The sequence below is a fragment of the Rahnella sp. ChDrAdgB13 genome, assembly GCF_017655185.1.
GTDB classification, from domain to species: domain Bacteria; phylum Pseudomonadota; class Gammaproteobacteria; order Enterobacterales; family Enterobacteriaceae; genus Rahnella; species Rahnella contaminans.
Map to the genome: position 1 here is coordinate 162378 of NZ_JAEMGT010000023.1, position 20479 is coordinate 182856.

At 53.4% G+C, this 20479-nt stretch carries 16 protein-coding genes; 8 read left to right on the forward strand and 8 right to left on the reverse strand.

Features of this window, described 5'->3' with window-relative positions:
• Nucleotides 1-84: 84 nt before the first annotated feature.
• From J8X26_RS08310 to J8X26_RS08330, 5 genes are all read right to left on the reverse strand, one after another.
• Nucleotides 85-1428, reverse strand: a complete 1344-nt coding sequence (locus J8X26_RS08310) for a replication-associated recombination protein A (RefSeq protein WP_208950636.1) — start codon at nt 1426-1428, stop codon at nt 85-87.
• 7 nt (nt 1429-1435) lie between these two features.
• Nucleotides 1436-2047 (reverse strand): outer membrane lipoprotein chaperone LolA, encoded by a 612-nt coding sequence (lolA, locus tag J8X26_RS08315; protein ID WP_208950637.1) that lies wholly within the window; start codon nt 2045-2047, stop codon nt 1436-1438.
• 194 nt (nt 2048-2241) lie between these two features.
• Complete coding sequence (locus J8X26_RS08320) at nt 2242-5733, reverse strand: DNA translocase FtsK 4TM domain-containing protein (protein WP_208950638.1); 3492 nt, start codon at nt 5731-5733, stop codon at nt 2242-2244.
• 122 nt (nt 5734-5855) lie between these two features.
• Nucleotides 5856-6350 (reverse strand): leucine-responsive transcriptional regulator Lrp, encoded by a 495-nt coding sequence (gene lrp / locus J8X26_RS08325; protein WP_013574775.1) that lies wholly within the window; start codon nt 6348-6350, stop codon nt 5856-5858.
• Nucleotides 6351-6635: 285 nt separating this feature from the next.
• The gene (locus tag J8X26_RS08330; RefSeq protein ID WP_165058113.1) at nt 6636-6800 is read right to left on the reverse strand and encodes a hypothetical protein; all 165 of its coding nucleotides are present in this window, start codon (nt 6798-6800) and stop codon (nt 6636-6638) included.
• A gap of 270 nt (nt 6801-7070) precedes the next feature.
• Between J8X26_RS08330 and trxB the strand changes: the two genes are divergently transcribed.
• The 5 genes from trxB to infA all read left to right on the forward strand — a co-directional run bounded on the left by trxB (nt 7071) and on the right by infA (nt 12778).
• Nucleotides 7071-8039, forward strand: coding sequence for a thioredoxin-disulfide reductase (trxB, locus tag J8X26_RS08335; RefSeq protein WP_120161190.1), 969 nt, complete (start codon nt 7071-7073; stop codon nt 8037-8039).
• 149 nt (nt 8040-8188) lie between these two features.
• A complete protein-coding gene (gene cydD, locus J8X26_RS08340) occupies nt 8189-9955 on the forward strand; it encodes a cysteine/glutathione ABC transporter permease/ATP-binding protein CydD (protein ID WP_152324206.1) in 1767 nt (588 codons plus the stop codon).
• Between the two features lie 2 nt (nt 9956-9957).
• Nucleotides 9958-11679 (forward strand): cysteine/glutathione ABC transporter ATP-binding protein/permease CydC, encoded by a 1722-nt coding sequence (gene cydC / locus J8X26_RS08345; protein WP_208950639.1) that lies wholly within the window; start codon nt 9958-9960, stop codon nt 11677-11679.
• A gap of 52 nt (nt 11680-11731) precedes the next feature.
• Nucleotides 11732-12466 carry a leucyl/phenylalanyl-tRNA--protein transferase gene (gene aat / locus J8X26_RS08350; protein WP_165058117.1) on the forward strand — a complete coding sequence of 245 codons (735 nt, stop codon included), beginning with the start codon at nt 11732-11734 and terminating at the stop codon, nt 12464-12466.
• A gap of 93 nt (nt 12467-12559) precedes the next feature.
• The gene (gene infA / locus J8X26_RS08355) at nt 12560-12778 is read left to right on the forward strand and encodes a translation initiation factor IF-1 (RefSeq protein WP_002211347.1); all 219 of its coding nucleotides are present in this window, start codon (nt 12560-12562) and stop codon (nt 12776-12778) included.
• 220 nt (nt 12779-12998) lie between these two features.
• Here infA and clpA read toward each other — a convergent pair whose 3' ends face one another.
• Both clpA and clpS read right to left on the reverse strand, forming a co-directional pair.
• A complete protein-coding gene (gene clpA, locus J8X26_RS08360; protein WP_152324209.1) occupies nt 12999-15281 on the reverse strand; it encodes an ATP-dependent Clp protease ATP-binding subunit ClpA in 2283 nt (760 codons plus the stop codon).
• Nucleotides 15282-15308: 27 nt separating this feature from the next.
• Entirely contained in the window at nt 15309-15629 is a 321-nt protein-coding gene (clpS, locus tag J8X26_RS08365; RefSeq protein WP_104924673.1) for an ATP-dependent Clp protease adapter ClpS, read from the reverse strand.
• A gap of 394 nt (nt 15630-16023) precedes the next feature.
• Between clpS and cspD the strand changes: the two genes are divergently transcribed.
• Together cspD and J8X26_RS08375 are read left to right on the forward strand one after the other, a co-directional pair.
• On the forward strand, nt 16024-16245 hold the full coding sequence (gene cspD, locus J8X26_RS08370; RefSeq protein ID WP_152324210.1) for a cold shock-like protein CspD: 222 nt from the start codon (nt 16024-16026) through the stop codon (nt 16243-16245).
• 307 nt (nt 16246-16552) lie between these two features.
• Nucleotides 16553-17542: a VirK/YbjX family protein gene (locus J8X26_RS08375; protein ID WP_152324211.1), complete on the forward strand. Its 990-nt coding sequence runs from the start codon at nt 16553-16555 to the stop codon at nt 17540-17542.
• Here J8X26_RS08375 and J8X26_RS08380 read toward each other — a convergent pair.
• Nucleotides 17539-19272 carry an ATP-dependent endonuclease gene (locus J8X26_RS08380; protein ID WP_165058119.1) on the reverse strand — a complete coding sequence of 578 codons (1734 nt, stop codon included), beginning with the start codon at nt 19270-19272 and terminating at the stop codon, nt 17539-17541. The two genes, J8X26_RS08375 and J8X26_RS08380, sit on opposite strands and share 4 nt — an antisense overlap.
• Before the next feature lie 189 nt (nt 19273-19461).
• Between J8X26_RS08380 and J8X26_RS08385 the strand changes: the two genes are divergently transcribed.
• Nucleotides 19462-20361, forward strand: coding sequence for a lysine exporter LysO family protein (locus tag J8X26_RS08385; RefSeq protein ID WP_208950640.1), 900 nt, complete (start codon nt 19462-19464; stop codon nt 20359-20361).
• The last annotated feature ends 118 nt before the right edge of the window (nt 20362-20479 follow it).

Sequence of the window (20479 nt, forward strand, 5' to 3'; positions counted from 1 at the left end):
TGAATGTTAATTTGACGGTGCACGCTGCCTGAAATAGCAGCGTGTCAAAGAGTTATCACCGATAACCTTACCGCAACGATAAAATTAGCGGTAGCGTTTTGTCGGGCTATTTTGATCTTGTTCAGCGAGCCATGCCAGCTTTTCACCGATCTTGCCTTCGAGCCCCCGTGAAGTCGGGTAATAATACTGCGTTCGGGCCATTTCTGGCGGGAAATAATCTTCACCGGCCGCGTAGGCATTAGGCTCATCATGTGCATAACGATACTCCGCGCCCAAGCCCATTTCCTTCATCAGTTTGGTTGGTGCATTACGCAGGTGTTCCGGTACATCGTAATCAGCCATTTCACGCGCATCGCGCATTGCCGATTTGAAAGCGGTATAGACCGCGTTACTTTTCGGCGCACACGCCAGATAAACAATAGCCTGCGCAATGGCACGTTCGCCCTCTGCGGGGCCGACGCGCGTAAAGCAGTCCCAGGCCGAAATAGCCACCTGCATACCACGCGGATCGGCATTACCGACGTCTTCAGACGCAATCGCCAGTAAACGCCGTGCGACATACAACGGATCGCCACCGGCGGTAATAATGCGTGCGTACCAGTACAGCGCCGCATCCGGCGAGGAACCGCGCACGGATTTATGTAACGCAGAAATCAGATCGTAAAAACGGTCGCCCTTGTTATCGAAACGCGCGCTGCGTTCTCCGGCAATCTCGGTAAGCAGTTCCGGGGTCAGCGTGCGGTAGCCTTTGGCATCAATCTCAGCCATATCAGCCATCATTTCGATGCTGTTCAGCGCACGACGGGCATCACCGTTAACCAGCTCAGAGAGCATGCGACGCGTTTCAGGCGGGACACGAATTTTTTCGTTGGCATAGCCACGCTCAGCGTTCGTCAGCGCCTGATCGATGACTTTTTCGATATCTTCAGCCGTCAGCGATTTAAGGAGATAAACACGGGCACGGGATAACAAGGCAGAATTGAGTTCGAATGACGGGTTTTCTGTCGTGGCACCAATAAATGTAATCGTACCGTCTTCGATATGCGGCAGAAAAGCATCCTGCTGACTTTTGTTGAAACGGTGGACTTCGTCAACAAACAAAATGGTACGACGCCCGGCATCACGATTTTGCCGGGCGCGCTCGATAGCTTCACGGATATCTTTCACCCCTGAGGTCACCGCTGAAATACGCTCAACGTCGGCATTTGCATAACGGCCAATGAGTTCTGCCAGCGTGGTTTTCCCGGTTCCTGGCGGCCCCCACAAAATCATCGAGTGCAACTGACCCGCCTCGATGGCACGCGGCAAAGGTTTGCCCGGAGCGAGGAGATGCTGCTGACCAATGTATTCTGCAAGTGTTACCGGCCGCATTCTCGCGGCCAGTGGCTGGAATTCATTCAGGGAAAAATCGAGTGACAGATTACTCAAGCTTACCTCACTGACGCTGGTCGTCCACCGTCACACCTTTTGGCGGAGTAAATTTAAACTTCGCATCATCAACAGACGCGTTTTGCTCACCCTTCAGGGTATAAGCGCTCTTTTGGCCATCCTGCTCAACCGCAGTAAAGCTTTTGATGGTGCCTGATGGTGTAACCGTGATTGCAAATTGCTTCAAATTTCCTGTGGACGCTTTCGGCGTCAGCTGGAAATCATCACCCTGCTGTTTCACGTTATATTTTGACCAGTCGCTGCTGTCGTTGCGGGTAATCAGCATGAACGGCGTGTTTCCTGTAGCATTTTTCAGCCAGGTTGCAGTGACCTGCTCAACAAACGGGTTGTAGAACCAGAGTGTTTTGCCATCAGAAACCAGAATGCTTTCGTCCGGCGTCGTCATATGCCAGTTAAACAGGTTTGGACGTTTGACCCACAGTTCGCCTTCACCCTGCTGAACGGCAGAACCGTCATCGCTGGTCACAGTCTGAGTAAAGCTGGCGTGGAAAGTATTCAGTTTACCCAGGCGGGATTTGAGATCACTGCTGGCATCAGCCATAACGGAAGCGGAGGTAAATGCAGTCAGTAAACACCCTACCAATAACAATTTTTTCATTCTTATAATTACCTCAAAAATTCTTAAACTTCAGACGATGCCTTTCACGAAGACAAAAGACGTAGGGTGCGAACTCTATCCGAGGCAACGCCCTGGTGGTAGCTCAATCATCTGAAAAGCAGTCATTTTACGCATCTTTGCACAAGGGCCGCATTCGCGACCCCTCTTAACAAAACCCGGCAAAACCCAATGATTTATTCGTGTGATGGCGGAGCCAGCACTTCGCGGTTACCGTTATGGCCCGGTGCACTGACAATGCCCTGCGCTTCCATCTGTTCCACAATTCGCGCCGCACGGTTATACCCGATACGGAACTGACGCTGAACCCCTGAGATGGACGCACGACGCTTGTCGACGACGAACGCAACGGCCTGATCAAACAGGGCATCGAGTTCTTCATCACCGTCCAGACCGAGACCGCCGCCTTCGCCATCGTCGCCACCGGAAACGATGCTTTCGATGTACTTAGGACGACCGCGGGCTTTCCAGTCCTGAACCACCGCGTGCACTTCCTGATCACGAACAAATGCGCCGTGAACACGAACCGGAATCGATGAGTTTGGTGCCATATACAACATGTCACCCATACCCAGTAACGATTCTGCGCCGCCCTGATCGAGGATGGTGCGGGAATCGATTTTACTCGACACTGTAAAGGCAATACGGGTCGGGATGTTCGCCTTGATCAGACCGGTAATGACGTCGACGGAAGGACGCTGTGTTGCCAACACCAGGTGGATACCGGCCGCACGGGCTTTCTGTGCCAGACGTGCAATCAGCTCTTCCACTTTTTTACCGACGGTCATCATCAGGTCAGCAAATTCGTCGACCATCACCACAATAAACGGTTCTTTTTGCAGATATGGCGGTTCTGCAGCCATACCGTCGCCAGGCTTCCAGAATGGATCGGGAATCGGTCTGCCCATCGCTTCCGCCTCAAGAATGCGTTCGTTGTAACCCGCCAGATTTCGCACACCCAGCGCGGACATCAGTTTATAGCGACGCTCCATTTCACCGACACACCAGCGCAGCGCATTCGCTGCATCTTTCATGTCGGTAACCACTTCGGTCAGCAGATGCGGGATCCCTTCATACACGGACAACTCGAGCATTTTCGGGTCAATCATGATGAAGCGCACATCTTCTGGTTTGGATTTATACAACATGCTGAGGATCATGGCGTTCACACCCACAGACTTACCGGAACCGGTTGTACCGGCCACCAGCAAGTGCGGCATTTTCGCCAGATCGGCAATAACGGGCTCGCCTGAAATGTCTTTACCCAACACGATCGTCAGCGGAGAGGTACTTTCTTTGAATTTCGCGCAGTCCAGCACTTCACGCAGATACACTGTCTGGCGCTTTTTATTCGGCAACTCCAGACCAACGTACGGCTTGCCGGGGATCACTTCCACGACGCGCACGGCGACGGCGGATAATGAACGGGCAAGGTCACGCGACAGGTTAGAAATTCGCGCGGCTTTCACGCCCGGCGCAAGATCCAGCTCAAAACGTGTGATGACCGGACCTGGCAATTTTCCGACGACATCCGCTTTAATGCGGTAATCGTTCAGGCGCGCTTCGATCAGATTGCCCATCTGCTCGAGGGCGAACTCGTCAACAGGTTCTGCTTCCGCCGGTGGCGAGGTCAGCAAATCCAGGGACGGCAGCGGCGTTGTCGGCTTGACCAGCGGCTGCTCATTACGCATCAGGAACGGGTGGATCAGGCTGTCCATATCAGGCTGTGCAGACGGCGATGACTGACGTGGCGCTTCATATTCCTGCGCATGCTGCACAGGCTCTGAAGCGGCCTGACGCTGATAAGGCGGCTGTTGTGCAAACGCAGCAGGTTGCGGCTCTTCTTCTGCCTGAGCTGGCAACGTGAATAACGGTTCTGACGGCGTATCATCAACCAGATCGGCCATTGGCGAGAAGCTAAACGCATCGTGCTGGCTCAGTTTCATCGCAGCGGCAGCGAAATCATCCGCAACGGTATTTGTCGCCTCTGGCGGCAGACTCTGCGAGTGATGATGCTGAACCAGACCACTTTGCGGTTCGACGTCCTGCTGATAACGGGCGTTTTCCCGCGCTGCAAACGCGTTGCGTAATTCCGCTTCCTGCAACGCTGCTTCTTCATCAGGCTCATCTTCGGTGACAGATTCACCGTAGCGTTCCTGTTGCTGAGCCGCAAAAGCTTCCTGCAACGCCGCTTCCTGTCGGGCTTCCTCATCAGCCTGCGCCAGAGGATCGTTATGCCAGTCAGCGTGTTCTGCCTCTTTTTGCGCGGCAGCTTGTGCATTTTTCTGCTGTTCGGCGATGCGCTGCGACGGCAATTTAATCCCGTAGGAAGCCAGTTCACGACGCGTTGGGATACGCACCGGATTTGGACGCGGCAATTCCGGCCCGAAGCCTTTCTTCACCTGAGGATTTTCATCACTCACGGCGCTGAACGCTGGCATAAACGTATTGCTGGCAGACGTTGCCGCCGACTGCCCTGCCTGCGCAAGGCCGGTTGCCAGTGCTGCGGTGGCCGCGACGCTCGCAATTTGCGCCGCATCAGGTGCCGCAGAGCTGAAATCGAACGGAGAACGTGAATGCTCAACCGCCGTCTGCCAGTTACCCATACTCGGACCATCGTCATCGCTGCGCTGAACCGGTGCCGGAGAAGGTGATTGCTGTACCGGCTGCGGATGACGTGGCACAGGTGTCTCTTCCGGAATTTCGAAGTTATATAACGGCGGAGCCGCAGGCTGCGGTGCTTGCGGAGACGGAGCTATTTCTGCCACCGGCGGTTCAGCCGCATACGGATTCACTGTTTCTGCCGCCATAGCCGGAGCTGGTTCGGCTGCAATAACCGGCGTAACCGGAGGCGTTTGTACTGCCGGATTAGTCACGGAAGGCGCAGAGAAAAGAACGTCGTCTTCGTCAGCTTCTGAAGCCGCGACAGCCTCTGGCACAGCCGCCGCAGTAGCAGCAACCGCGGCAGGAGCCACTTTCGCTACCGGTTTTTCGTCATCGTCTTCCAGTAACGGATCGTCCTGCTCGTCGTATTCGTAATCTTCATCCCGGCGCGAACGGTTGGTCACGATATTAGTGACACCAAGCACTGCACCGCCGATTTTTTCAGCGATCGTCAGCCATGACCAGCCGGTGAACAGCGTAAGCCCGGCCGCCCAGACGCACAGCAGAACCAGCGTTGCCCCGACGTTGTTGAAGTACGGCGTCATCGCTGTGCTCAGCAAACTGCCGATCACACCGCCCGACGCGAAGTAGTAAAGGTCATCGACGTTGACGGATGCCAGACCGCAGGACGTAACAATAAGCGCCAGCGTCCCGATAAGGCGCAGCGACAGAGCAAAATAATCGACAAAATCCTGATTATCCCGCTGACGGAAAGCCGCCCAGCACAGACACAGGATAATAGGGGGAATAGCGTAACCAAATACGCCAAAAATGAAGAACAGCGTGTCGGCCATCCAGGCACCCACACCACCGCCCCAGTTATGAATAGGCCCATGCCATGCGGTCTGAGACCAGCTTGGATCAGAGGGGTTAAAACTCACCAGTGCTGCCATTAAATAAGCAGCAAAAATCGCTACCACAACCAGCAAAGCCTCCAGGATACGGCGACCATTGCTCAGTCTTTTCAGGGTAACTTCTTTATCTTCTGTATATTCCTGGCTCAAGAAAGGCTCTCCAGGTTCCTGTGAACTGAGAAAAAGCAACAGCGCCGAGAGTAGACCCCGGCGCCATAGCTGTATAGATACACAGGAGTGTAGCTAAAAATGCAAGGTTTTGCACCTGACAATTACCGTGTCTTAATGACCAGGCGATTCGTCTGTTTCACTTCTTCCATTACCACATAGGTACGGGTGTCGTTAACGCCCGGCAGACGAAGCAAAGTCTCACCTAACAACTTACGGTAAGCCGACATATCAGGTACGCGGGTTTTCAACAGATAGTCGAAATCCCCAGAAACCAAATGACACTCCTGAATATCTTCGAGTTTTTGTACTGCCGCATTGAACTGCTCAAACACATCTGGCGCGCCGCGGTTGAGAGTGATCTCAACAAATACCAGCAACGAAGCATCCAGATAATGCGGGTTGAGCAATGCGGTATAGCCATTGATGAAGCCCTGACGTTCCAGACGACGAACGCGCTCCAGACATGGAGTCGGAGATAATCCCACACGTTTGGAAAGCTCGACGTTTGAAATCCGGCCATCCTTTTGCAATTCGTTGAGGATGTTACGGTCAATACGGTCGAGATCTTTTCCCGGACGTTTTTTGTTGTCTACCATTATTATTGTCTCTCTGCTGTCCTTCCCTGCACCTGCCATACCCCAGCCAACTTCAATGTCTAAGGGTTGTCCCAAGCGAAGACCCGATTATTAAGGTTCACGCATCCAAAAGTCGTGTTGATCCCCTGTCAAAAGGAACACGGCCGTATAAGCGGATACTCAAAAGAAATAACCGTGCGAAATTAATAGGTTGTAAACAGCCAACCTGATTCACTAAACCCTGCTGTAACTAAAAAGTCAAAAAGCAAGACCAGAACGGGTCTGGTAGCAGCCAATTGCATAAATTCAAGTCACAGACAGGCAGTTAATTTCTTCTTCCCCTGATGTTTTCGCAAATGCACAGCGGATTGTCAAAGTAAAAGAAGCAAAATCAGAAGAACGTGCCAGATTGAAAAGCCAGCGCGCCTTTTTAGCTATCTTTAATCTTTGAACAATAACAATTCCGTTCACGCCTTATTTCAGTCAAATCCACACAAACTGCCGTGATTTGTCATCAAAAGTCCGCGTATGGGCAAACAACCTGCCAGCGCATTCATGTCTTTACGCTGTTTTTTTACTCTAACCATCAAACAGTTACCTGCAGCGAAATCCTTTCTACGCGGGTTCGGCAGTAAAAACTATCAGACAAATCGTTAACAACATCTGAGTTTGCTTTTTTTAACGCGCTATTTTCCCTACAATCTGTCTATCGCTAGTCGCCATCGCGGAGATGAATTACGCATGAGTACGGTTAAACACAGTAAATTATTGATTCTGGGCTCTGGCCCGGCGGGTTATACCGCGGCAGTTTATGCTGCACGCGCTAACCTCAACCCGGTTTTAATCACCGGTGTCGAAAAAGGCGGTCAGCTGACCACCACCACGGAAGTGGAAAACTGGCCGGGCGATCCGGAAGGTCTGACCGGTCCGGGCTTAATGGAACGTATGCACGAGCACGCGACCAAATTTAATACCGAAATCATTTTCGACCATATTAACAAAGTTGATTTGCAGAACCGTCCTTTCCGCCTGACCGGTGACAGCGGCGAATATACCTGTGACGCGCTGATTATCGCCACCGGTGCTTCGGCACGTTATATCGGTCTGCCTTCTGAAGAAGCATTTAAAGGTCGCGGTGTGTCTGCCTGTGCAACCTGTGACGGCTTCTTCTACCGCAATCAGAAAGTTGCGGTAGTCGGCGGCGGCAACACGGCTGTAGAAGAAGCGCTTTATCTGGCGAACATCGCCTCCGAGGTTCACCTCATTCACCGTCGGGACAGTTTCCGTGCGGAAAAAATTCTGGTTGACCGTCTGAACGATAAAGTCGCCAGCGGCAACATCGTTCTGCACACGCACAAAACGCTGAACGAAGTGGTCGGCGATCAGATGGGCGTCACCGGCGCGAGCCTGCTTGATGTCCGTACTGACGAAAAATCGCAGGTTGACGTAGCTGGCGTGTTCATCGCTATCGGTCACAGCCCGAACACCGGCATTTTCGAAGGTCAGCTGGAACTGAAAGATGGCTACATCAAAGTGCAGTCCGGCTCGCATGGCAACGCAACACAGACCAGCATTCCGGGCGTTTTCGCTGCCGGCGATGTCATGGATCATATCTATCGTCAGGCAATTACCTCTGCGGGAACCGGATGTATGGCCGCGCTGGATGCCGAACGCTATCTGGACGGTTTATCGCAAGCCCCGGATTTATAATTACTCCTTCGGGTAGTTATTGGACATAGAGTCCATACAAAGAGTAACGAATAAGGCGGCGTAATTGCCGCCTTATTATTTTCAGTTTGTGGTCTGAGCATGTAACATGAGCGCCCTCCCATCCGGATTGCTGCGCAGACTGATGCCTGATGAATAAAACACGACAACAAGAACTTATCCGCTGGTTAAAACAACAAAGCTCCCGCGCTAAAGGCTGGATCAGACTGTCTATGATGCTGGGTCTGCTTTCTGGTTTGCTGATCCTCGCACAGGCCTGGCTGATGGCCGGATTACTGCACAGTCTGATCATTGAACATGCGCCGCGTGAAACGCTCTTACAAAGCTTCCTGCTGATGGCCCTGACGTTTATTCTGCGCGCCGTCGTGACCTGGTTACGTGAACAGGTTGGCTTTATCTGCGGGCGGGTTATTCGTCAGGAAATGCGTAAACTGGTTCTGGACCGCCTCGAAAAACTGGGACCCGCGTGGATTCAGGGTAAACCGGCCGGTAGCTGGGCCAGCATCATTCTTGAACAAATCGAAGATATGCAGGATTACTATGCCCGCTACCTTCCGCAAATTGCATTAGCCGGGATTATTCCCCTGCTGATTCTGGTCAGCGTGTTCCCAATTAACTGGGCTGCCGGATTAATTCTGCTCGTCACTGCCCCGCTAATCCCGCTTTTTATGGCGCTGGTTGGCATGGGCGCGGCGGATGCAAATCGTCGTAACTTTGTCGCCCTCGCGCGTCTGAGCGGTAATTTCCTCGACAGCCTGCGGGGTCTGGACACCTTACGCCTCTTCAACCGCGGCTCTGCCGAAGTGGAGAAAATCAAACGCTCCACTGAGAACTTCCGTGCGCGCACCATGGACGTTTTACGTCTGGCATTTTTGTCCTCTGCGGTTCTGGAGTTTTTCGCTTCAATTTCCATCGCCGTCGTCGCCGTTTACTTCGGTTTTTCCTACCTTGGCGAGCTCAATTTTGGCAGCTACGGTACGCCGGTCACGCTCTTTGCCGGATTCCTGGTGCTCATCCTCGCACCAGAATTCTTCCAGCCCCTGCGTGATTTAGGCGCGTTTTATCACGCTAAAGCGCAAGCGGTCGGCGCGGCTGAAAGCCTGCTGACCTTCCTGAGCGCCGAAGAAGCCGAAATGGGTGACGGTGATAAAAGCTGGCCGCAGGGTTATGACGTTTCACTTGAGGCGCGAGACCTGCTGGTTAAGTCGCCGCAGGGAAAAACGCTGGCAGGGCCGCTGACCTTTACTGTTCCGGCAGGACAGCGCATTGCGATTGTCGGGCTGAGCGGTGCGGGCAAAAGCTCCCTGCTCAGTGCTCTCCTTGGTTTTCTGCCATATCAGGGTTCCCTGAGTGCCAGCGGCATTGAGGTGAAATCGTTGCGCAATGATGAATGGCGTAAACAACTCAGCTGGGTCGGCCAGAACCCACATCTGCCGGAGCAGACGCTGCGTTCGAATATTCTTTTGAATCAGCCAGATATCAGCGAAGCACAACTCCAAAGTGCAATTAACCGTGCGTATGTGAATGAATTCCTGCCGCTGCTGCCTGAGGGACTGGAAACTGAACTGGGCGACAGCGCGGCGCGACTGTCGGTGGGTCAGGCGCAGCGTGTCGCTGTCGCGCGCGCCCTGCTTTCTCCCTGCAGGTTATTGCTGCTAGATGAACCGACGGCCAGCCTTGACGCACACAGCGAAAAACGCGTGATGAGTGCCTTAAACGAGGCGTCCCGATCGCAGACTACGCTGCTGGTTACCCATCAGCTGGAAGATACACGCGACTACGACGAAATCTGGGTCATGGATAAAGGGCAAATCGCAGAGCGCGGCACATTCACGCAACTGGTTGCTCAGGGTGGATTGTTCGCCAGTCTGTTATCTCAGCGCAGTAAGGAGCTGTAATCATGAGAATTCTTCTGCCTTATCTCGCGTTATATCGCCGTCACTGGTTCCGCCTGTCGCTGGGCGTCATTCTGGCCATCGTCACGCTGATGGCCAGCATCGGGCTGCTCACGCTTTCCGGCTGGTTCCTGGCGGCCTCTGCCGTTGCCGGGCTGGCGGGGCTCTATACGTTTAACTACATGTTGCCTGCGGCAGGCGTGCGCGGTGGGGCTATTACCCGGACCGCAGGACGTTACGCCGAGCGGCTGGTCAGCCATGATGCGACTTTCCGCGTACTGGCTCACCTTCGCGTGTTCACATTCACCAAAATCATGCCACTGACACCGGGCGGTATTGCGCGTTTTCGTCAGGCTGATTTGCTCAACCGCCTCGTCGCCGATGTCGATACGCTGGATCACCTTTATCTGCGCGTAATATCGCCGCTTATCAGTGCGATGGTGGTGATTATTCTGGTGACCTTCGGCCTGAGTTTTATCGATGTCACGCTGGCCCTGACGCTGGGTGCCATCATGCTGGCGATGATGGTGGTTCTGCCGGTGATGTTCTACCGCGCAGGAAAACCTGCGGGCCGCGAACTCACGGCGCTGCGCAGCGATTACCGTACGCAGCTAACTGCATGGTTGCAGGGGCAAGGCGAGCTGGTGGTTTTTGGCGCTCAGCCGCAATTTCGTCAGCAACTGGATGATATTGAACGCCGCTGGATGTTGCGCCAGCAACAGCAGGCAAAGCTGACTGGTTTGTCACAGGCGATGGTCATTGCCGCAGCCGGTCTGACCGTGATGCTGATGCTGTGGCTGGCAGCGGGTGGTCTGAGTGCCTTCCCGCAACCCGGCGCGCTGATTGCGTTGTTTGTCTTCACGCCGTTAGCGGCGTTTGAAGCGCTCGGGCCGGTTGCTGCGGCCTTCCAGCATCTCGGGCAGGTTATCGCTTCGGCTCAGCGCGTCAGCCAGATTATCGATCAGCCTGCCGACGTGAATTTCCCTGCACAAGGTCCGCTTGCGGCTGAGCAGGTTAGCCTTTCGCTAAAAGACGTTAATTTCACCTATCCGGGCCAGCCGTTGCCGGTGCTGAAAAATATCACGCTGGATGTCTGCGCGGGTGAACATATCGCGCTGCTCGGCCAGACCGGTTGTGGTAAATCTACGCTGTTGCAGTTGCTGACGCGCGGCTGGAACATCAGCAGTGGTTCGCTGATGCTTAACGGACATGACATCACGGAATACGATGAAGCGACGCTGCGCCAAACGATCACCGTCGTCAGCCAGCGCGTACACGTTTTCAACACCACGTTGCGTGAAAACCTGCGGATGGCTTCGCCAAAATGTTCCGATGAACAGATTACCGACGTTCTGAAACAAGTTGATTTGCACATCCTTCTGGAAAACGAAGGGCTGAACGCGTGGCTGGGCGAAGGTGGCCGTCAGCTTTCCGGCGGCGAACAGCGTCGTTTAGGCCTTGCCCGCGCCCTTTTGCACGATGCCCCGCTGTGGTTGCTCGATGAACCGACGGAAGGGCTGGACGCCGAAACGGAACAACATATTTTGGCACTGCTGCACAAGCATTGTCAGAATAAGACGCTACTCTTAGTGACGCACCGCCTCCACGGTCTGGAAACTTTCGACAGAATTTGTGTCATGGAAGAGGGTCAGATTGTGGAACAAGGTGATCACCAGACACTGGCCGCCGCACAGGGGCGTTACGCACGCTTTCTGTCACGAGGTTGATGTTGTTCCAGTTTTTTAGCGGCGGCCTTCAGGTCGCCGGATAAGGAGATCTATGCGGTTAGTTAAGCTTGAGGCCAATTCAGTTCATTTTCCGGATCCGGACACTGCATTACTGGAGCCGAATGGCCTGCTGGCTATCGGCGGGGATCTTACCGCGCCGCGCCTGCTTTCAGCTTATCAGAACGGGATTTTCCCCTGGTTTGAACCCGGCGAGATGATCCTCTGGTGGACGCCCGATCCGCGCGCCATTCTGGTCCCCGAAGAACGTCACGCCAGCCGCAGCCTGCAACGTTTCATGCGTAAAAAACCTTACCGTTACACAATCAACCAGCGTTTTGAGCAGGTCATCCGCGCATGTGCTATGCAGCGTGAAGACGGTACGTGGATTGGCCCTCTGGTGCAGCGCGGCTATCAGGAATTGCATGAAGCTGGCCGCGCGCATTCCGTTGAGGTTTGGGAAAATGATGAGCTGGTCGGTGGTTTATACGGCGTATCCGTCGGCGGATTATTTTGCGGTGAGTCGATGTTCAGCCGCCGGGAAAATGCCTCCAAGTGTGCACTGATGGTATTTTGCCAACATTTTTCCCGCAATGGAGGAGAACTGATTGACTGTCAGGTGCTCAACCCTCACACTGCGTCGCTGGGTGCGAGAGAGATCCCCCGCCGCCAATTTTTGCAGCAGTTATCCGAACTTTCGCAACGCGCGCTAGCACCGGATTGCTGGTTGCCACAAGACTTATCCCCACATGACGAAGACCTGCCGGTGTTCCCGAAGGATAGGGAATAGGTGCGGTCATGGACCATACTTCTTTACATAATGTGGGTTTTTCGGCATTATCTTGCCGGTTAAAAACTATGGTAGTTAGACCTAGAGGATTCGATGGCCAAAGAAGACAACATTGAAATGCAAGGCACCGTACTTGATACGCTGCCAAACACTATGTTCCGCGTAGAATTAGAAAACGGACACGTAGTTACCGCTCACATCTCCGGTAAAATGCGTAAGAACTACATCCGCATCCTGACGGGCGACAAAGTCACTGTAGAGCTGACCCCGTACGACCTGAGCAAAGGCCGCATTGTCTTCCGTAGCCGTTAATAAGCGGCTCACTCATCGCTGATTTTCCGGCGATCCCTGAGGATACCCTCTTCGCCCTTCCTGCTTTTGCAAGGGCGTTTTGTGGTATCCGCAATTCGGCATTTGTTTCATTATTCTTTCTGAAATCCCTCACTAATTCCTGTAATTAAATAAAGAATCTCAGAAAGAAAAAAGGCGATGTTTTCACATCGCCTTTTGTTTTTTCGTCACGGATAAAAAATCAGTGCACCGCGCCTTCCGGTTTTTTCTTCTGCGCACTCATGAAGTGATAAGTCAGCTTGTCGGCCTCTTTATCCAGTGCCACAGAGACAGAACCGCCATCCACCAGAGAACCAAACAACAGCTCGTTGGCGAGTGGTTTTTTCAGGTTTTCCTGAACGGTACGGGTCATCGGACGCGCGCCCATAGCACGGTCATAGCCTTTCACCGTCAGCCAGTCGCGGGCTTCATCACTGACTTCCAGTGAAACGCCTTTGGCATCCAGCTGCGCCTGCAACTCAACGATAAACTTATCAACAACCTGCTGGATAACATCCGTAGACAGATGGTTGAACCAGATTACGTTGTCCAGACGGTTACGGAATTCCGGCGTAAAGGTACGTTTGATCTCTTCCATTGCATCCGGGCTGTTATCCTGATGAACCAGACCAATCGACTTACGTTCCGTTTCACGCACACCGGCGTTGGTGGTCATCACCAGAATGACGTTACGGAAGTCCGCTTTACGGCCGTTGTTGTCGGTCAGCGTCCCGTTATCCATAACCTGCAACAGCAGGTTGAAGACGTCAGGGTGGGCTTTCTCGATTTCATCGAGGAGCACCACGGCGTGAGGATGTTTAATCACCGCATCCGTCAGCAAACCGCCCTGATCAAATCCGACATATCCCGGAGGCGCACCAATCAACCGGCTGACCGTGTGGCGCTCCATATATTCCGACATATCAAAGCGCAGCAATTCGATATCCAGCGCTTTGGCCAGCTGAACCGTGACCTCTGTTTTACCAACACCCGTAGGCCCGGCGAACAGGAACGAACCGACAGGTTTATGATCCTGACCCAAACCGGCGCGGCTCATTTTGATCGCTTCAGTCAGTGCTTCGATGGCAGGATCCTGCCCGAAGACCAGCATTTTCAGACGATCGCCCAGGTTTTTCAGTACATCGCGGTCAGTGGCCGAGACGGTTTTTTCGGGTATACGGGCAATACGCGCAACCACGCTTTCAATGTCGCTGACGTTAACGGTTTTCTTGCGTTTGCTGACCGGCATCAACCGGCTGCGGGCGCCCGCTTCGTCAATGACGTCGATAGCTTTGTCCGGCAGGTGACGGTCATTGATGTACTTAACCGACAACTCAACCGCTGCACGCACCGCTTTCGCGGTATAACGCACGTCGTGATGCGCTTCGTATTTAGTTTTCAGGCCATTGATAATCTGAACGGTCTCTTCAACACTTGGCTCAGTAATATCAATTTTCTGGAAGCGACGTGCCAGAGCACGGTCTTTCTCAAAGATATTGCTGAATTCCTGATACGTCGTTGAGCCGATCACTCTGATTTTACCGCTCGACAGCAACGGTTTAATCAGGTTAGCCGCATCCACCTGACCACCCGACGCCGCACCGGCACCGATGATGGTGTGGATTTCATCAATAAACAGAATGCTGTTCTTATCCTGCTCGAGCTGTTTCAGCAGAGATTTGAAACGTTTTTCGAAATCACCGCGGTATTTAGTGCCCGCCAGCAAGGAACCGATATCCAGCGAATAGAGCGTGCAGTCGGCCATCACTTCCGGCACATCGCCCTGCTCGATTCTCCATGCCAGACCTTCGGCAATGGCAGTTTTACCAACACCGGACTCGCCCACCAGCAGCGGGTTGTTTTTACGGCGACGGCAGAGCACCTGAATCGCGCGCTCAAGTTCTTTATCACGTCCAATCAGCGGATCGATGCCACCTACGCGCGCCAACTGGTTAAGATTAGTGGTGAAGTTCTCCATACGATCTTCCCCCGCCGACTGCTCTTCGTTAACTGGGTTTTCCGCATTGTTTTGCGCCTGGCCGCCCGTTTCATCTTTACGGGTACCGTGCGAAATAAAGTTCACCACATCAAGGCGGCTGACATCATGTTTGCGCAGAAGGTAGGCGGCCTGTGATTCCTGCTCGCTGAAAATCGCGACCAGAACATTGGCGCCAGACACTTCGCTGCGACCGGAAGATTGGACGTGGAAAACCGCACGTTGCAGAACGCGCTGGAAACTCAGCGTTGGCTGGGTATCACGTTCCTCTTCACTGGCAGGTAAGGTGGGTGTGGTTTGCTCGATGAAGGCTTCCAGTTCCTGGCGCAAGGCCACGAGATCTACTGTACAAGCTTCAAGCGCTTCACGGGCAGCAGGGTTGCTGAGCAACGCCAGCAACAGGTGCTCCACGGTCATAAACTCATGCCGGTGCTCACGGGCTCTTGCGAAAGCCATGTTGAGACTGAGTTCAAGTTCTTGATTGAGCATAGGCACCTCCCAAATAGATTGCCTTAATCAGGCTTTTTCCAGCGTACACAGCAACGGATGCTCATTCTCCTTGGCGTACTCATTCACATGTGCGACTTTGGTTTCCGCGACTTCGGCGGTATATACACCGCAGACCGCTTTGCCTCTATAGTGCACCTGGAGCATCAGTTGCGTTGCACGTTCAATATCATAAGAAAAGAACTTTTGCAGAACGTCAATCACAAATTCCATTGGAGTGTAATCGTCGTTGTTTAATATAACTTTATACATAGATGGCGGTTTTACCTCATCCTTTTGTTTATTCGCCGTCAAATGTTCAAAGTTTAGCCAGTCTTGATTATTGCCCATTGCCTGTTCATCACCTGTGAAGATCGTATTGGAAGCCAAATACACCGACATAAAGACTTTCTGCGGAGTCTCATGTTGTAATTACGGTATTTTACCATTTCTGGCTTCACCTTGCCGCTGCACAAAATGTCTTCCCTGCACCCGACTCCGCTACCGAAATTTTAACAAAATATGTCAATAGCGTTACCTGCTTCAAAGTTTGGTTATCTGCTCCCTTGGGACAAATGCCGTTTCCTTGACGTCCAACTCTATTCCACTAGAGTGTAAATTCGTGAGCTGAACGGATAGTAAACAGGCCTGAACAGGTGTTTATCTGCTGCGTTCTGGCCTTCGTGCTCACTCAACTGGCTTTATCTATTTACTACCAGACTAGTCATGAGAGGGATGTAGCAGCATGCAGACGGGTACTGTTAAATGGTTCAATAATGCTAAAGGCTTTGGCTTCATTTGCCCGCAAAATGGCGGTGAAGACATCTTCGCTCACTACTCCACAATCCAGATGGAGGGTTACCGGACACTCAAGGCCGGACAGCAGGTCAATTTTGACGTTCATGAAGGCCCAAAGGGGAATCATGCCAGCCTCATTGTTCCGGTGGAAAGCGAAGCGGTCGCCTGACCAGTTCAGCACACAGACTCGAATCACGCTCAGCGTGTGTTCATTAACAAATCAAATGCCGGTCACTCTCTGACTGGCATTTTTATTTATGGGGGAGAATGCTTCTGGCTTCAAGCCCTGCACGCAAAAAAAAGGTCATTTTTTAAACACCGATTGCTAAGACAGGACATAAAACAAATTAAGTCTAAACACAATCTCAACAAATCACGTTCAATTTCTCCATAATTTGCCCCGTTGCGCACCTGTTTATTCGCTCCCTGTTGAAATAACCGTTACCGATATCCGGTTCACTTTGACAGGTAATCCCATGACCACTTTCAGCTACCCTTCCGCAGAAAAGGCTCCGCTTTCCGGCCTTCAGTTGATGACGGCGTTACTCTTCTGCCGCACGGTGCCGGGTCCGTCATGGAAATTGCCGCGTTACCGGTTCAAATTCCTGTACCGTGCGCTGCTGCATCCGCGCCGGACATTCGCAATGCTCGATTATCTCGCGCATCATCCGCAGCGCGATGAAATTCTGGCGGCGATGCCTAGCCTGCCGTGCAAATTGCACCGTATTTATCAGACCGCCAATATCACGCCGGAACAGGCGATGAAGCGCATTACCGATCACTACGACATGATCGGCCACTGCCTGCCGGATGCGATTAATCACGGTTATCTCAGCAAAAAAGAGATGGCGATCGCCACGCTGACCGGCAAAGAAGAGCAGCGTTATGCCATCACCTTCAACGCTATCGCGCGCCTGGATAAAGAAGGCGAAGCCACGCTGACATTCCATAATGCCGAAGGCGTTTCCATTGCCATCGTGACGTTCTCATTTATTGAATATCAGGGGAAACCGACGCTGTTTATTGGCGCATTGCAGGGACCGAAGGCGAATGTGGACCATCAGGAAATTCAGCGCGCGACCAAAGCCTGCCACGGGTTATTTCCAAAGCGTCTGGTGATTGAAGCACTGACGACGCTCGCGGATGTCACCGGCATGACGCAGATTGTGGCGGTCGGCAACCGCACGCACATTTATGAAAATCCGCGCTATAAAAAACGCAAAGGCATGGTATTTGCCGATTACGACAGCTTCTGGGAAACGATGGAGGCAAAACCGGGCGAAGACGGATATTTCCATCTGCCGCGCCAGATTGCTCACCGGCCGCTGGAAGAAATCGCCAGTAAACGTCGCTCCGAATACCGCCGCCGCTATCAGTTGCTCGATGATCTTGAAAGCCAGATCCGCCAGACCTTCACCCGCGGACACGGTAATCCGGTCGGGAAACAGGAAGCACGGGCGGCTTAATCCGCCCTGCCGCGCGCCAGCCAGGCCACGCGGGAAAACATTTGCCGCAGCAGCGGAGGTATCGACGCGGTTCCCCGCAAAGACGCCGCCATCGCCACATCAATGGCCAGATCCGGCTTCGAGCTGCGGTGAATCGCTTTATCGATAATTCGTCGCGGCGCCATCGGCACATTCGCCGCTATCGCCGAATTCTTGCGATACACATCTTCAAACCCCTCGCGATACAGAAAATACTCGATGTCCTGCGCCGGCAACGCCGTCAGGCGGTAACGCAGCGTATCGTCGTGATTTTCCACGTTAGAAATGACCGTCGCCGCGTATTTGCGTCCGGCTTCGTCGCCGTCGACCAGCGCATGCCACTCGATGCCCATCTGCCGGGCGAAACGCAGCAAAGGCTTCAGGCCGCACTGCGCAAACTCAATCACCTTGATGCCTTCAGATTCGAAATGGTAACCGCACTGACGCGCCAGCTGATTGAGCAGCCATACTTCCGTTTCGCCTTCCACCAGCAGCCAGCAGCGCGCAAACAAAGACGAAGGCCGGTTGAAGCGGATATGGAAAGCAATCCGGCGGCTGTCTTCCATGCTCAGCCCTTCCGGCCCGATACCGTAAGCCGCGACGCGCCCGGATTCACGCACCAGCCTGCAAATCTGCTCAACCGGCACCAGGGAAAGCAAATCGCCCGAATTGGTTGTCGTGATCCGTTGCAACGGCAGTTGATCCAGCAATCCCCACGCCACCGACAACATGATCGGATGCAGACGGGTTTCGGGGTCTTCAATCAGCAATAAAGGTCGTGCGTCCGGATGCAACACCACTGAACCCTTCGCCTGCAATAAAGTGGAAAACATCCCCAGCAGCATCACGCGCATGCTGCGGCTGTTCGGCTCTGCAATCATGCGGTTGATGTTATCCAGCGAGCGCCACGCCCGGCGGCTCTCGGCGCGGCCATGCCGTTTTTGCTGCCACGGCATGCTGTTTGATGTGCCCTGCTCGGCAAAATAGTGCTCCAGTAACTGCTGCATCGCCGACAGCCCGCTGCGCAGTTCGCTGTTGGTCAGCGTTTGCGGGTTATGCACCAGTCCGCGCGTCAGTTCATCGAGCTGTTTCGCCAGTTCTTCATTATTCACCGCCAATCGAGGTGCCAGCGTTTCGCTGCGCAGACGGCGGATAAAGCGTGCATCGCGTAAACGCAGTACCGGATTGAGACGGATCAGCGCCTGCGCCAGCGGGTCGATCGTTGTCAGATTTAACGGCTGACCGTTTGACGACAGAAAACTGCGCAAGGTCATCACGCTGCCGTCATCGTCCAGCTCGCCTTCCAGCCGGTAATAAATCCGGTTCAGCTTGTCGGCACATTTCACCCATAAAGGGGATAACGGATTAAATCGCGGTGACGTATGGTGCCCTGCCTGGTTTTCACAAAACGTAAACACGACGTGCAGATACTGTGATTTGGATTCCTGTTCCCCGGCGGGAAAGTAGAAATCTTCCTCTTTGAAGCAGTAAAGTTTGGGTTCAGGTGAAAGCAGCAGTGTGAGGGCGTCGAGCAGGCTGGATTTACCCCAGGCGTTTTCACCAATCAGAACCGTATTGGTCAGGAAGGATTCTGCCTGTCCCTGACTGGCAGAACCGGTAATTGAAGCGCCGCGTTGCACGGGCTGAGTCAGTGTCAAAGACAGCCGGTTAATACCCCGAAAACCGACAATATCAATATGTTCCAGATACATCAGACGCCTCCTGTGCGCTCAGTGCTTCCCTGAGCATGGCGTTAAAAAAGGGTTCAGGTCAAGCCCGCAGAACGCGCACTGCGTGCGGAAGCCGCTTTACAGTCTGGTTACTTTTCGTTAGCGTGTCGGGCGGCATTTTCTGTGTCGCGCTCCGTTCATGGAACCTCACTTTTCAGGGATTTTTGCATTATGTATTCCGGGCTGTTAATTATTCTTTTGCCGCTGATTGTCGGTTATCTCATTCCGCTCAAAAACCGGTCCCGGCTGCATCTGGTTAACCAATTGCTGAGCTGGATGGTGTACGTCATTCTTTTTATTATGGGCATCAGTCTGGCTTTCCTCGACAATCTCAGCGCGAATTTATTACTGATTTTCAAATATGCCGCCGTCTGCTTCCTGTGCATTTTCGTGATGAACTACGCCGCGTTATGGTTGCTCGAACGCCGCCGTCCGTGGAAAACCCAGCACAAGCAGGAAAAGCTGCCTTCACGCGTCCACATGGCGCTGGAATCCCTGAAACTTTGCGGCGTCGTCATCGTCGGTTTTGCACTCGGCCTGACGCAATGGCACTGGCTGACCTTCGCTTCGCAGGCCAGTGAAATCGCCCTGTTATTCCTGCTGGCGCTGGTGGGGTTGCAACTGCGCAACAGCAGCATGACGCTGCGCCAGATTATCCTCAATCGCCGCGGCATGATGGTCGCGCTCGTGGTGGCAGTCAGTGCGTTAATCGGCGGTGCAATTGCCGCCCTGCTGCTCGGTTTGCCGCTGAAAACCGGTCTGGCGCTGGCCTCAGGTTACGGCTGGTATTCCCTTTCCGGTATCGTTCTGACGGATTCGTTCGGGCCGGTGATTGGCAGCGCCGCGTTCTTCAACGATCTGGCGCGTGAGCTTTGCGCCATCATGCTGATCCCGACGCTGGTCCGCAGCAGCCGTTCGACCGCGCTGGGCCTGTGCGGCGCAACGTCGATGGATTTCACCCTGCCGGTTTTACAACGCAGCGGCGGGCTGGATATGGTGCCGCCCGCTGTGGTTCACGGTTTTGTGTTAAGCCTGATCGCACCGGTGCTGATGGCCTTTTTCTCCGCCTGATGTCTGCCCTTCCCGCTGTTTTCTGACAGCGGGAAATACCCCTGCAAAAATTGCTTTAAATCAACTTTCCCCCACTTTGTCTTAAAAACTCCTTCATTTCTTTTACCGCCGGTCTTAG